The sequence below is a fragment of the Pseudomonas guariconensis genome, from assembly GCF_040822035.1.
In the GTDB taxonomy this organism is placed as follows: domain Bacteria; phylum Pseudomonadota; class Gammaproteobacteria; order Pseudomonadales; family Pseudomonadaceae; genus Aquipseudomonas; species Aquipseudomonas guariconensis.
In genome coordinates this window covers 2428463-2442082 of sequence record NZ_CP162012.1, presented here as the reverse complement: position 1 = coordinate 2442082, position 13620 = coordinate 2428463, and the positions used below count along the sequence as shown (strand labels likewise).

The window sequence follows — 13620 nt, the reverse complement described above, 5'->3', positions numbered from 1 at the left end:
AACAGGAGAACCACCATGGCAAGAAAGATCAGCTACCAGCAGGCCATCAACGAAGCGCTGGCGCAGGAAATGCGCCGCGACAGCACGGTGTTCATCATCGGCGAAGACGTGGCTGGCGGCGCCGGCGCCCCCGGTGAGGACGATGCCTGGGGCGGTGTGCTCGGCGTCACCAAGGGCCTCTACCATCAGTTTCCTGGCCGCGTGCTGGACGCGCCCTTGTCGGAAATCGGTTACGTGGGCGCTGCCGTCGGCGCCGCGACCCAAGGCCTGCGGCCGGTGTGCGAACTGATGTTCGTGGATTTCGCTGGCTGCTGCCTGGACCAGATCCTCAACCAAGCGGCGAAATTCCGCTACATGTTCGGCGGCAAGGCAGTCACCCCCCTGGTGATGCGCACCATGTACGGCGCGGGCCTGCGTGCCGCCGCCCAGCATTCGCAGATGCTCACCTCCCTGTGGACCCACATCCCTGGTCTGAAGGTGGTCTGCCCATCCTCGCCCTATGACGCCAAAGGCTTGTTGATCCAGGCGATGCGCGACAACGACCCGGTGATCTTCTGCGAGCACAAGTTGCTCTATGGCTTGCAGGGCGAGGTGCCCGAGGAGGTCTACAGCATCCCGTTCGGCGAGGCCAACTTCCTGCGTGACGGCGACGACGTGACCCTGGTGACCTACGGTCGCATGGTCCATGTGGCCATGGAAGCGGCCGCCAACCTGGCGCGTCAGGGCATCGACTGCGAAGTGCTGGACCTGCGCACGACCAGCCCGCTGGACGAAGACAGCATCCTTGAAAGCGTCGAGAAGACCGGTCGGCTGGTGGTGATCGACGAAGCCAACCCGCGTTGCTCCATGGCCACCGACATCAGTGCCCTGGTGGCGCAGAAGGCCTTCGGCGCCCTCAAGGGCCCGATCGAGATGGTCACCGCGCCCCACACACCGGTGCCCTTCTCGGACGCACTCGAAGACCTGTACATACCGGACGCTACGAAAATCGAAACCGCCGTGCGCAAGGTGATCGAAGCCACAAGGAGCGCCGCATGAGCCAGATCCATACCCTGACCATGCCCAAATGGGGGCTGTCGATGACCGAAGGCCGGGTCGACACCTGGCTCAAGCAGGAAGGCGACGTCATCAATAAAGGCGATGAAGTGCTGGACGTTGAGACCGACAAGATCAGCAGCAGCGTCGAGGCGCCGTTCAGCGGCGTGCTGCGCCGCGTCGTGGCAAGGCCTGACGAAACCCTGCCAGTGGGCGCCCTGCTGGCGGTGGTGGTCGAAGGCGAAGCCGACGAGGCACAGATCGACGCGGTGGTACAGCGCTTCCAGGCCGAGTTCGTCGCCGAGGGCAGTGCCGACCAAAGCCAGGGGCCGGTCCCGCAGAAGGCCGAGGTAGGCAATCGCTTGCTGCGCTGGTTCGAACTCGGCGAAGGCGGCACGCCGCTGGTGCTGGTACATGGCTTTGGCGGTGACCTCAACAACTGGCTGTTCAATCACCCGACCTTGGCCGGCGAGCGCCGCGTCATCGCCCTCGACCTGCCCGGCCACGGCGAATCGACCAAAGCCCTGCAACGGGGGGATCTGGATGAATTGAGCGAAGCGGTGTTGGCGTTGCTCGACCACCTGGACATTCCCCGCGCCCATTTCGTCGGCCATTCCATGGGCGGCGCCGTGAGCCTGAACCTCACCCGCCTGGCTCCCCAGCGGGTGGCGAGCCTGGGGCTGATCGCCAGCGCGGGCCTTGGCGAAGCGATCAATGCAGGCTACCTGCAAGCCTTCGTCGAGGCCGGCAGCCGCAATGCCCTCAAGCCCGCGATGAGCCAGCTGTTCGCCGACCCGGGCCTGGTGACCCGGCAAATGCTCGAGGACATGCTCAAGTTCAAGCGCCTGGAAGGCGTCGACAGCGCCTTGCGCCAACTGGCCTCGGCCATTGCCGACGGTAATCGGCAACGGCACGATCTGCGCGGCGTTTTGGGACAGCATCCGGTGCTGGTGATCTGGGGCGCGGAGGACGCGATCATTCCGGCCACCCAGGCCCAAGGGCTGGACGCCGAGACGGTGGTGATTCCAGGAATGGGCCATATGGTGCAGATGGAGGCGGCCGAGCAGGTCAACCAGCGGTTGCTGGCGTTCCTGCGCCAACACTGAGTCCAGGGCCGCCCCGCGGCCCTTTCAACACCCGGGACGGCGGCGTGCTGGCGACGCCGCTGTGTCCGCAGCCCCTGGATGCAACACTGGGCTCACCCATACAGGGAGTGGTGAACGTGTCCAGAGCGTCTTTACTTGCAGGTAACTGCCCGCAGAACGGACGCACGCCTATGAAGATCGTGATCACCAGCATTCTGGTCGACGACCAAGCCAAGGCCCTTGCCTTCTACCACTATGTGCTGGGGTTCGAACCCAAGCATGACATTCCCATGGGCCAGCACCGCTGGCTGACCCTCACCTCGCCCAACGACCCCAACGGTGTGGAGTTGCTACTCGAACCCGATGCCCATCCCGCCGCCAAGACCTACAAGACCGCCCTCAAGCAGGATGGCATCCCGGCCACATCTTTCGGGGTGCGCGATATCCAGGCCGAGTACACCCGCCTGTGCGCAGCCGGGGTGCGCTTCACCCAGCCGCCGACCGCCATGGGCCCGGTGACCGTGGCCGTGTTCGACGACACCTGTGGCAACCTGATCCAGATCGCCCAGCGTCACTGAGACGTGCCGGCCTCCAGGCGCAAGGTCGCCCGCAGCCCATGGGGGGCAACGTTGCACAGCTGCACGCTGCCACCCAGGCGCTTGGCGATCATGCTGACGATCGACAACCCCAACCCCGCGCCATTGGCGGAATCCTTGCTGTAGAAGCGTTCGAACACCCGCTCGAGGTCCGCTTCGTCGATTCCGGGCCCTTCATCCTCCACGCAGAGCAGTACCTGTTCTTCGACCTGCGCCAGCGACACGCGGATCCGGCCGCCAGGCGGGGAATGGTTCACCGCATTGGTCAACAGGTTCTGCAGAGCGATGACCAAGGCGCTGGCATCGGTTGCCAGATGATAGTCACCGGGGGCGATGTCCAGCGAAGGCTCCTGGCCCTGCTCGAGAATCCATGGCGTCAGCTCGGCCAGATGCTCGGTCACCAGTTCCTCCAGATCGATCACCTCCCGGTTGTGCTGCGCCAGGCGCGGTTCCAACCGTGCCAGGGTCAGCAACTGGTTGACCACCCGGCCAAGCCTATCGACACCTGCAATCAAAAAGCCCAAGGCCTTTTGCCGTTCCTCCTCGGAGGTGGCGGTCTGGGCGTTCTGCGCATGCAGGCGCAGGATCGCCAAGGGCGTACGCATTTCGTGGGCGGCATCGGCGATGAAGCGGTGCTCGCGGCGCAGCAACTGCTCGATCTGTGCCAGCAGCCGGTTGATGGCCGCCTGCATCGGCTCAAGCTCGCGCGGCAACGGCACCAGTTGCAGCGGCGCCAGGGATTCGGCGTGCCGCCCGCGGATGACCTGGGCCATGTTCTGCAGCGGCATCAGGCCGCGACCGATGGCCAACCATACCAACAGCGCCAGTGCCAGGCTGCCCAACAGAAACGGCAGGAGGGTGTGGCGTACGATCCGCCCGACCAGGTCGGCGCGCACATCGCTACGCTCCCCCACCCAGATGATCCAGTGCTGGTCGGGCACCGGCAGGACAAAACTGCGCCATTGCCGTCCATCCACCACCACATCGGAAAACCCTGGCGTGGCCGGCGGCGTGACGAATGCTGGCGCGCTCGGTGTACGCACCAGCAACGGGCCATCGTCGCGCCAGACCTGAAACGCAAGCTTGCTCTCGTAGGGGTGCCCGACCCCGCGCCGCCCGGCCTTGCCCAAGGCAACGTCCAAGGCTTGATAGAGGTCTTCGCGGTGCTGCTCGTGCAGTGGCAGGCTCAACACGCCCTGCAGCAGCCGGGCGTTCTGTGCCAGATGGGCGTCATAGACCTCGGCAATTTCGTGGCGGCTGTCGTGATAGTTGTACAGGGCCAGCAAAGCACTGCCGAGCACCAGCACCAGCATGACCCGCCATAAGGTGCGTCGACGCAGCGAACTCATGGCTTGCCTTCCACCAGGTAGCCGATGCCACGCACGGTACGGATCAGCCCGTTGAACAGCTTTTTTCGTAGGTGATAGATGTGCACTTCCAGGGTATTGCTCTCCGGTTCTTCACTCCAGCCATACAGCAGTTGGGTCAAGCGCTCGCGGGTGAACACCTTGCCCGGCTGGGCCAACAACTCGTGCAGCAGCCGGTACTCGTTGGGCGTGAGCACCACCGGTTGGCCGTTGTAACTGACCTGCTGAGTCGCCGGGTCCAGCGCGACCCCGGCATGTTCGATCACCAGCCGGGCCCGGCCGGCACTGCGGCGCAACAAGGCGCGCAGACGGGCCTTGAGCTCGTTGAGATCGAACGGCTTGATCAGGTAGTCGTCGGCGCCGGCGTCCAGCCCTGCGATCCGGTCTTCGGTGGCGTCACGCGCCGTGAGGATCAACACCGGCACCGCATTGCCGTCCAAGCGCACACGCCGAAGCAGTTCGACGCCATCCAGGCGCGGCAACCCCAGATCCAGCACCACCAGGTCAAAAGGCTCATGGCGCAGGGCGTGCAGCGCGTTGATGCCGTCCTGCAACCAGTCGAGCGTATAGCCCTCCTGGCGCAAGCCGTCGCAAATCCCCTCCCCCAATGCCCTGTCATCCTCCACCAGCAGCAGCCGCATGTTCAGTCCTGTTTGTCTTGGATGCTCTTGAGTAAAGCATCGATTTCCTGACGCCGGCCCTGGTCCGCCAGCTCCCGTCCGGGCCGGGCCGGTGCCTGACGTGCCTTGAGCAAGGCCGCTCTGGCCTGGGCATAGTGGCCTTCGCGCACCAGATGGTCGGCCCAGAAGTAATTGCTGTCGATCCCTTCGGGGTTGAGCGCCAGTGCCTTGCGCAGCATCGCCTCGGCCTTGTCGCTGTCACCGAACCCGATGGGCCAGCCCGGCACCTGGTCGTACAACGCCCCAAGGCTGGTATAGGCCGAGCCCTGGAGGGCGGCCGGGTCCATGGCGATGGCCTTTTCCAGACTGGCGCGGGCAGCCTTGACCTTGCCCAGCGCCCCCAGACCGCCCGTGGCGCCAGCCCAACTGCTGTTGACGATGCCGTCCCAGATCAGCGCCTCAGGCGAGCTTGGGTATTGGCGCACGAACGCACCGCTGTCAGCGGCGAGTTTTTCCAGCGCATCGGCGCGCTGGGCCTTGGGCAATGTGTACTGGATCTGCGCCCAGCGCTGCTGGACATCCGTCAGACGCTGGGTACCCGCCTGGTCCAGGGCCCAGGTGAAGGGGGCGACGGCCAGCAGGCCGGCGAGGATCAGGTATCTCATTTGTTCGACTCCTTGCTGTTGGCATCGCTGTAGCGGCGGATCAACGGCAACTGCTTGCGCAGCGCCCGGTCGACTATGCCGGGCAGCATGCCGTTGAGGCGCACGAAGAGTTTTTCCGGCCAGCCCAGGTACAACTCGCTACGCTCGGCCTGCACGGCGTCGAGTACGGCCTTGGCGACGTCGCCTGGGTCATCCATCCCGACCTTGAGCGCTTGGTTCAAAGCGGTGGCGGCGCTGCTGTTCATGCTGGTTCGGGTCGCCCGGGGTGCGGCGTACAGCACGTTCACCGAGGTGTCGGCAAGCTCCCGGCGCAGGGCTTCGGAGAACCCGCGCAAGGCGAACTTGCTGGCACTGTAGGTGGCATAGCCGGGGTAGCCGATCGAGCCGTAGATGGAGCCGACGTTCACCACTAACGCCCGGGGTTGCTCGCGCAGCAGTGGCAGCAACCCGCAGGTCAGCTGCAGGGTGGCCTTGATGTTGAGGTCGATCAGGTCATCCAGGGCAGCCTCGTCGAGTTGCTCGAACAGCGCGAAACGATTGACGCCGGCGGCATTGATCAGCAGATTGGCCCCGCCGTGGGCGCGTGCCGCAGCGATCACGGCCTGGCGCCCGGCCGGGCTGCGCAGATCGGCCGATTGCCAACGCAACTGCTGGGGGTAGCGGTTCATCAGCCCCGCCAGCGGGCCCATGTGCCGGCTGACCGCCAGCACCCTGGCTCCGGCCGCGCACAGCTGGCTCGCCAGCTCAAGGCCAATGCCACCGCTGGCCCCGGTCAGTACCGCCGAGCATTCAGACAGACGCATGGCGCACCTCTTGCCCGGTGGCACGCGGCAGGCCCTGGAACATCTCGGTGTACAGCCGGTACACCACTTGGGCGGCGTGGATCACCGCCTCCTGGTCTTCGGGTTGGTCCAGACGATCCATCAGGCCGCGGTAGGTGACCATGTGGTCCTGGTCCAGCGCGCCGTGGGAACTGAGGTAGCTGAAAGCCTTGTCCGGCAGACCAAGGCTGCTCTGGATGGTGCCTGCAGCCTGGGTGGCCAGGGCAATGCTGGTGCCTTCGAGCACGTTGACCATGCCGAACAGCCCCACCGGATTGCCCCGGGCGATGGTGTCATAGAGAAACGCTACCATCAGTTCGATCGGCAGCGCCGGGCGGCTGTTGCGCACTTGATCGGGGTCACCGCCGCAGGCCGCGATGTCATCTAGGATCCAACGCTCGTGGCCGTATTCTTCATCGATGTATTCGCACACCGCACCGCGCAGCCATTCCAGGCGCACAGGCAGTCGTGCGCCGCAAGCCATCATCAGCGGCACGGTATGGCGCACGTGGTGATAGGCCTGGGTCAGGAAAGCCACGTAACCCTCCAGACTGACGGTACCGGCGAGTGCATCGCGAATGACAGGCACGCTGAACAGGGCGCCGCGTTCCTGGGTGGTTCGTGCTTGGAGGGTTTCAAAGAAGGACATGACAGGCCTCATGAGTCAGCAATCGCGGATAACAAGCCGTGGTAGCGCTGCAGGATCTGGTCCCGGCGCGGACGGCCATTGGCGGTCAGGGTGGCACTGGCGGCGCTGAAGGGTTCGGGCAGGCGTCGCCAGGTGTGTACACGGGCGTAGTCCGGCAGGCCGGCATTGCACTGGGCCACGGCCTGCTCGATCAGCGGGTCCCCGATGTTCGGGTCCAGTGGCCAGAGCAGCGCCACGTTGCGGGCCAAGCCCTCGCCATGGACGAAGGCTTGGAGTATCACCCCGCCCTGGGTCAGCTCCGCCTCGACCCATTCAGGGTTGACGTTGCGCCCAAAACTGGTGATGAACTGGTTCTTCTTGCGTCCTGCGAGGTACAGATAGCCATCGCCGTCGAAGTGGCCGATATCGCCCGTGGGCCACCACTGCCCGGTGAAGGGCGGCTCGCCCAGGTAGCCCAGCAGGGTCGAGCCGGCCACCAGCACTTCGCCGTCCTCGGCGATACGCACCTGCACATGGGGCAAGGGGCGCCCGACACTGCCAGGTCGCTGTGCCCCCGGACGGTTCAGACAGACCACCGATGCGCATTCAGACAGCCCGTAGCCCTCGAACACCGGCAGGCCCACCGCCTCGGCGCGCGCCAACAAGCTTTGCGCCACGCGTGCCCCGCCCACGGCGACGAAACGCAGCGGGCCGACCTGGGTCCAGCCATGCTCGATGGCGCTCACCAGCCCCAGCAGCAGCTGCGGTACCAGGATCAAGCTTTCGGCACCGCTCAAGGCGATGCTGCCCAGCAAGCGCTTCCAGTCGATCTGTCCTGCGCCCCGCATGCCCAGGTGTGCCTGCGGATAGACCATGACACGGGCGCCGGCCAGCAAGGCCGCGTACAGGCCGAGGTTTTCCAGCAGCACACCCAAGGGCAGCACCGCCAGGTACGTGCTCGGCGCCGACGGCCGACTGGCCGCCTCCAGTTCACGGGCCACCCGCAGCATCGCGTCGGCCCCCAGGCACACCCCCTTGGGAGCCCCTGTGCTGCCGGAGGTGTAGGTGATCTTGAGGGTGCCCGCCGGCAGGGCGTTGGCCACCTGCACCTGGCGGGACCAGACGCCCTCTCTCTCATTGAAGCCTGCCGCCTGCAGCGTCGGTGCAAGGTCAGGTTCGGCCAGCATCAGGGTCACCCCGCTGTCGTCGAGGCTGTGACGGACCTGCGCCGGCGTGAAGAACGGCGGCACGATCACGCACGGGCGTTCGGCCAGTAGCGCCGCCAGGTCCCAGAACACTGCCTCGGGCCCGTTGTCCAGGGCCAGGGCGAAGGTACCTGGCGGCTGAGTGCGCAACCAGGCCTCGCGCTGCTGGACCTCGCTCAACAACTGGCCATAGTCATAACGGCCTACGGCCCCTTGCAGCGCGACCAGCGCTGCGCGCTGACGGGCATGCAGGTTCAGCACCTCGCGAAACGCCTGCAACTCATGCGGCATGACCGGACTCCTGTAACGCCGCAGGCAACCCCAGGCGCTGGAACACGCCCGCGCGCATCAGCGCGTCATGGCCCAGGCCGATGTTGCCGGCGAACACGTGGGGGTGCTGGTTGTAGTAACTGCCCCAATGGTCGCGCTCGCCATTGAGCCGGTCCGGGTCAGCGTCGGCCAGCAACGTCGGCACCAAACCCAGGCGGTGAAAGCTGTTGACCAGCGTCGAGGCGCCGGTGAAGGCGACCCACTCCAGCCCTCGCGCAGCCAGCAGCCAGGTCACGACGATGATCATGATGCGGGCACTGCCGGCGCTGAGCGCTGCAAGATTGCCCACCTCGACCACCTGTTGCCGGTTGACGTCTGCACCGGCCAGGCGCGAGGCCGCCTGCTCCACGGGCTCGTCCAGGTAGCGCTCGAGAAACAACGGCCCGTCCCCGGCCAGGCGCATGCCTGCAGCGGCGATCAGGCGGCCATGGCTGTCGCTCAGCCCGAGCAGCTCAGGCAGATAGTGATGGACATCGGCGTGGTGGATCGAAGCAAAACGCTGATGGATGAAATGTTCGATCGAGTTGCGGTCTGGCTCGCCCGCAAGGCTCAGGGTCAGGTGCGCCGTACCGCGCTCGGCATGGGTACCGATGGCCAGCGGAAACAAGGCACGCCAATGTGCGTCGCTCATGGAAATCCCCCCAGGGGACGTTTCGTTGGGGGGAGTATCGGCGGCTAATCTGAAGGCTATCTGAAGACAGCCTCAAGGCCTTGCGCTACAGTCATCGGCCCTCACCAGCGCAGCCATAACAAGGAAAACCCAATGCGCTACGAATTCAGCGAAGTCCTGAACGATCTAATCGACTACTTCATCCTGGGCGATATCCAGCTGCTTCATCGCTTCAAGGAAGAACACGCGCTGCCGGACGACCTGGCCCACGCCTTTACCCATGGCGACAGCGGCGACCAGGCAGTGCTCGAGGGCATCGTCCTGCCGTTGGCCGGGGTCGAGAACCTGCCCTACCGGATCATCTTCAGCCTGGGCGACGACACCCCCGCCCTGCTCGCCGCCGGCAGCCGCCTCAAGCACCGTCGGCCGGGCTATGTGCTTCAGGTGCAGAATCGCTCGTTGATGCTGTTTACCTGGCGCATTCTGCAGCACTTCACGCCCAAGGCCTTGGGCGATTTGCTCGCACGTTACCAGCAACCCGGTCGACCCATCATCGAGCTGGACAACGGCTGGTACCACGTGGAGGTGCTCGCAGGTGCCGTGCTGCGCGACGGCTTGTACGAGCCAGCCTTCGAATTCGTGCTGAAGAAAACCCCCGGTCGCGGCAGCGCCACCGGGGTCGATATCGGTTACCGCTTCGCCTTGCGCGGCTGTTTCGATTGACCCGCGAAGGGGCGCATAGCGCCCCTTCGACTGCGCCACTCAGGCGTGATGAATGTCCCGATCCTTGGTTTCGGGAAGGAAGAAAGTCCCCAGTATCGCGGTCATCACCGCAATGACGATCGGGTACCACAGCCCGTAGTAGATATCGCCCGTCGCGGCCACCATCGCAAATGCCACGGTCGGCAGGAAACCGCCGAACCAGCCGTTACCGATGTGGTACGGCAGCGACATGGAGGTGTAACGGATGCGCGCCGGGAACAGCTCCACCAGCCATGCGGCGATCGGCCCGTAGACCATGGTCACGTAGATCACCAGCAAGGTCAGCAGCAACAGCACCATCGGGTAGTGGGTCTTGGCGGGATCGGCTTTTTCAGGATAGCCCGCTTCTTTGAGCGCACTGCCGAGGGTGGCGGTGAAACGCTCGCTCTGGGCCTTGAAGTCCGCCGGGGGCAACGCCCTGCCGTCAAAGCTTGGGATCACCCGCTCGCCGATGCGGATCTGCGCCACGCTGCCTGGCTCGGCGCGTTCGTTCTGGTACGGTATGGCCCGCTTGGCCAGCAAGCTCTTGGCGATGTCGCACGAGCTGGTGAATTTGGCCTTACCCACCGGGTCGAACTGGAATGCACACTGGTCCGGGTCGGCGACCACAACCACCGGGTTCTGCTCCTGAGCGACGAACACGTCCGGGTTGCCGTACTCGGTCAGGGCCTTGAAGATCGGGAAGTAGGTCAGCGCAGCGATGATGCAGCCGGCCATGATGATTTTCTTGCGCCCGATGCGGTCGGACAGGCTGCCGAACAGGATGAAGAACGGCGTGCCGATCAACAGCGAGCCTGCGATCAGCAGATTGGCGGTCTGCGGGTCGATCTTGAGCATCTGCAGCAAGAAGAACAGCGCATAGAACTGCCCGGTGTACCACACCACTGCCTGGCCGGCGGTGCCGCCGAGCAGCGACATGATCACCACCTTGAGGTTGTCCCAGCGGGCGAAGGACTCGGTCAGCGGCGCCTTGGAAGCCTTGCCTTCGGCTTTCATCTTCATGAACACCGGCGACTCGTTGAGCTGCATGCGGATGTAAACAGAGATCGCCAGCAGCAGGATCGACAGCACGAACGGGATGCGCCAGCCCCAATCCTCGAAGGCCTCCGAACCCAGCAGCGTGCGGCAGGCCAGGATCACCAGCAACGAGAGGAAAAGGCCCAAGGTTGCGGTGGTCTGGATCCATGAGGTGAAGAAACCACGTTTACCCTTGGGTGCATGCTCGGCCACGTAGGTCGCCGCTCCACCGTACTCACCGCCCAACGCCAGACCTTGCAACAGCCGCAGGGTGATCAGGATGATAGGCGCCGCCACGCCGATGGCGGCATAGCCGGGCAGCACGCCGACCACCGCGGTGGACAGGCCCATGATGACGATGGTGATGAGGAAGGTGTACTTGCGCCCGATCATGTCGCCCAAACGGCCGAACACGATGGCCCCGAACGGCCGCACGGCAAACCCGGCAGCAAAGGCCAGCAAGGCGAAAATGAAGGAAGTGGTCTCGTTGACCCCGGCGAAGAAGTGCTTGGCGATGATCGCCGCCAGGGAGCCGTAGAGGTAGAAGTCGTACCACTCGAACACGGTGCCGAGGGATGAAGCGAAGATGACCTTGCGCTCCTCCCGAGTGATGCCACGCTGGGGCGCGCTGCCCGTGGATGTGCTGTCGATGACCGCCATGGGTTGCCTCCGTCTCTAGGTTGCAGGCCGCAGGTGCCTCTCATGCACTCATCCCGTACACCCAGGCCCTAGGACTTGCGCGAAACACGACAGGCGAAGCGCCAAGGGTCGCAGCAAGGTCAGTTGAAGCATAATCGGCTTTGCCGATGTGGCCATGGCACACCGACCACAGGGCATTCGCCCAGACGATTTACCCGCGAACAGATGGCGCCGATTCAAATGCCCGGCTCTGTGCCAGCAACCGCACCACCTCTTCATCGCGGGTCTGATCAAACTGCTCGTAGTGAAGACCCACCGCGCGAAACGGCTCGGGCGCTTCCAGACAGACCAGCTCATCTACCAACGGGCTCAGCATGGCCAGCGCCTCCCGCGCCCCTACGGGCGCCGCGAACAGCAACCGCGACGGCCCGGCGGCAATCAGGGCGAGCAATGCAGCCCGGGCGGTGTTGCCGGTGGCAATACCATCGTCCACCAGCACCACTTCGTGCCCGCTGATTTCAGGCCGCCGATCGCCGCAATACACCTGCCGTCGACGTTCGATTTCCAGCAACTGTCGGTCTCGCTCGGCATCGAACCAGACCTGCGTGGCGCCAAACAGCGCCATCATCGCCTGGTCAGCCACACAGTACGGCGGATTGCCCTCGGCCACCGCGCCAAGGGCAAACTCTTCATTACCTGGCGCGCCGATCTTGCGCACCAGCACAACATCGAGCGGTGCACCCAGCGCCTTGGCCACCTCGAAGGCGACCGGCACGCCACCACGCGGCAATGCCAGCACCAGAGGCCGACCCTGCAGACGGGGTTTAAGTGCCTGGGCCAAAGCCCGCCCGGCCTGGCGACGGTCCTTGAACAACACGTGCGCAGAAACATCAGGCTTCATGGCTTCACACTCCGAATGGGAAGGTATCGTCCTCGTGGCTGACACCGGCTGGTACCGGCAGTGGCGTCAGGGCGTTGGTCTGCTCGATCCATACCAAGGCGTCGAACTGCTCGCCCAGGACCGCCTCGAAATAATGGCTCTGGCGCTCGGTGCGCGGCCGATAGATCACCCCGATGGCGCGCTCCAGCAAGGTCCCGCTCAGCGCGTCGCGCAGGGCCTCGGCGCCGTCCCCGCGCCAGTCGGTCAACGAGGCGGGAACGCCGGCATCGAGCCAGCGCCGCTCCCAGCTGTCCGGCCGTGAAGGCAGTACCTCCTGGATGCGCACCTCGCCGTCCCAGTCATCGGCTGCCGCGACCTGGCCGCGGTCGGTGCTCATGCCAATCAGCACCGCCTCACGACCAAGAGCGGTGCGACACAGCTGGCCCAGGTTGAACTCGCCGCGCCAGCCCATCAGCGTGGCGGCAGCATTGCCGATATGGGAATTGTGCGCCCAGACCACGGCCTTGGCCGAGGCACCCCGATGGGCGAGCACGGCCTGGAGCGTGTCGAACATGTGCTTGTCCCGCAGGTTCCACGACGCCGCCCCGCCACGATACATGGCGCGGTAATACTGCTCGGCGGCACGCACCACCTGGGCGTTCTGGGTAGCGCTGAAAAACGCTTCGCCGTCATCTGCCAGACGCTTGGCGAGCAAGCTGTTGAGCTGTTGCACGACCGCGTCCTCACAGGGAGCCTGGCCTGCGCGCTCGACAAAATGTCCGTACAGGGCCGGGTCGTCCTGCCAAGGCGTGAGACAGCCATATCGCTGGCGGGCTTGGTGGGCCAGCGCGGGATCGGTGCGGTCCAGGTAGCTGAGCACCTGTGCCATCGAATTTCGCAAGCTGTAGATGTCCAGGCCGCGAAACTCGGTGCGCTCGGCAAGCGGCAGGGTGTGATTGTGGCCGCGCAGCCAGGTGATGAACTCGCTCACCTCGGCGTTGCGCCACATCCAGCTGGGAAAGCGGCCGAAAGCCGGGTCCTGGACCGGCATGGGGTCGATCCCCCTGACCTTGCGATCGAGCTGGCCCGCATCGGGCCAGTCGGCTTCCACGGCCACGATGTTGAAGCCGTGCCGCTCGATCAGATGCCGAGTGATCGCCGCCCGGGTTCGGTAGAACTCCCGCGTGCCATGGCTGGACTCGCCGATGAGCACCACCTTGGCATTGGCGTATCGGTCGAACAGAGCGCCGAACATCGGGGTATCGATATGCGGCAACGGCTCGGCATGGCGACGCAACAGCTCCAGCAGTGTGCTGTCTGCGGCCTCGCGGGCATTGGCTTGAGCGGACATGATCACCTC

At 65.0% G+C, this 13620-nt stretch carries 14 protein-coding genes; 4 read left to right on the top strand and 10 right to left on the bottom strand.

What is annotated here, in order from left to right:
• Positions 1-15: 15 nt before the first annotated feature.
• From AB1N67_RS11205 to AB1N67_RS11195, 3 genes are all read left to right on the top strand, one after another.
• Positions 16-1038 carry an alpha-ketoacid dehydrogenase subunit beta gene (locus AB1N67_RS11205; protein WP_367863806.1) on the top strand — a complete coding sequence of 341 codons (1023 nt, stop codon included), beginning with the start codon at positions 16-18 and terminating at the stop codon, positions 1036-1038.
• Positions 1035-2141 carry an acetoin dehydrogenase dihydrolipoyllysine-residue acetyltransferase subunit gene (locus tag AB1N67_RS11200; RefSeq protein ID WP_182818951.1) on the top strand — a complete coding sequence of 369 codons (1107 nt, stop codon included), beginning with the start codon at positions 1035-1037 and terminating at the stop codon, positions 2139-2141. The genes AB1N67_RS11205 and AB1N67_RS11200 overlap by 4 nt, the downstream gene beginning before the upstream one ends.
• Before the next feature lie 170 nt (positions 2142-2311).
• The gene (locus tag AB1N67_RS11195) at positions 2312-2698 is read left to right on the top strand and encodes a VOC family protein (RefSeq protein ID WP_043215929.1); all 387 of its coding nucleotides are present in this window, start codon (positions 2312-2314) and stop codon (positions 2696-2698) included.
• Here AB1N67_RS11195 and AB1N67_RS11190 read toward each other — a convergent pair.
• The 7 genes from AB1N67_RS11190 to AB1N67_RS11160 are packed head-to-tail and all read right to left on the bottom strand — an operon-like array spanning position 2692 to position 8983.
• Positions 2692-4065: a sensor histidine kinase gene (locus tag AB1N67_RS11190; RefSeq protein WP_253131926.1), complete on the bottom strand. Its 1374-nt coding sequence runs from the start codon at positions 4063-4065 to the stop codon at positions 2692-2694. The two genes, AB1N67_RS11195 and AB1N67_RS11190, sit on opposite strands and share 7 nt — an antisense overlap.
• A complete protein-coding gene (locus AB1N67_RS11185; protein ID WP_182818946.1) occupies positions 4062-4724 on the bottom strand; it encodes a response regulator transcription factor in 663 nt (220 codons plus the stop codon). Before AB1N67_RS11185 ends, AB1N67_RS11190 begins: the two co-directional genes overlap by 4 nt.
• A gap of 2 nt (positions 4725-4726) precedes the next feature.
• Positions 4727-5368, bottom strand: a complete 642-nt coding sequence (locus tag AB1N67_RS11180; RefSeq protein ID WP_102081727.1) for a tetratricopeptide repeat protein — start codon at positions 5366-5368, stop codon at positions 4727-4729.
• A complete protein-coding gene (locus tag AB1N67_RS11175; RefSeq protein WP_043214031.1) occupies positions 5365-6171 on the bottom strand; it encodes an SDR family oxidoreductase in 807 nt (268 codons plus the stop codon). Before AB1N67_RS11175 ends, AB1N67_RS11180 begins: the two co-directional genes overlap by 4 nt.
• Positions 6158-6838, bottom strand: a complete 681-nt coding sequence (locus tag AB1N67_RS11170; protein WP_043214033.1) for a TenA family transcriptional regulator — start codon at positions 6836-6838, stop codon at positions 6158-6160. Before AB1N67_RS11170 ends, AB1N67_RS11175 begins: the two co-directional genes overlap by 14 nt.
• An 8-nt stretch (positions 6839-6846) precedes the next feature.
• Positions 6847-8313: an AMP-binding protein gene (locus AB1N67_RS11165; protein WP_367863805.1), complete on the bottom strand. Its 1467-nt coding sequence runs from the start codon at positions 8311-8313 to the stop codon at positions 6847-6849.
• Entirely contained in the window at positions 8303-8983 is a 681-nt protein-coding gene (locus tag AB1N67_RS11160) for a thermostable hemolysin (RefSeq protein WP_090342572.1), read from the bottom strand. Before AB1N67_RS11160 ends, AB1N67_RS11165 begins: the two co-directional genes overlap by 11 nt.
• A 132-nt stretch (positions 8984-9115) precedes the next feature.
• Here AB1N67_RS11160 and AB1N67_RS11155 point away from each other — a divergent pair, with 132 nt between their 5' ends.
• The gene (locus AB1N67_RS11155) at positions 9116-9685 is read left to right on the top strand and encodes a hypothetical protein (protein ID WP_043214041.1); all 570 of its coding nucleotides are present in this window, start codon (positions 9116-9118) and stop codon (positions 9683-9685) included.
• A 39-nt stretch (positions 9686-9724) separates the two neighbouring features.
• On the opposite strand, the gene AB1N67_RS11150 is transcribed toward AB1N67_RS11155, so the two are convergent.
• The 3 genes from AB1N67_RS11150 to AB1N67_RS11140 all read right to left on the bottom strand — a co-directional run bounded on the left by AB1N67_RS11150 (position 9725) and on the right by AB1N67_RS11140 (position 13611).
• Positions 9725-11401, bottom strand: a complete 1677-nt coding sequence (locus tag AB1N67_RS11150; protein ID WP_043214043.1) for an MFS transporter — start codon at positions 11399-11401, stop codon at positions 9725-9727.
• Positions 11402-11591: 190 nt separating this feature from the next.
• Positions 11592-12281 carry a phosphoribosyltransferase gene (locus AB1N67_RS11145; protein ID WP_090342568.1) on the bottom strand — a complete coding sequence of 230 codons (690 nt, stop codon included), beginning with the start codon at positions 12279-12281 and terminating at the stop codon, positions 11592-11594.
• A 4-nt stretch (positions 12282-12285) separates the two neighbouring features.
• Complete coding sequence (locus tag AB1N67_RS11140; RefSeq protein WP_253131930.1) at positions 12286-13611, bottom strand: erythromycin esterase family protein; 1326 nt, start codon at positions 13609-13611, stop codon at positions 12286-12288.
• Between the last annotated feature and the right edge of the window lie 9 nt (positions 13612-13620).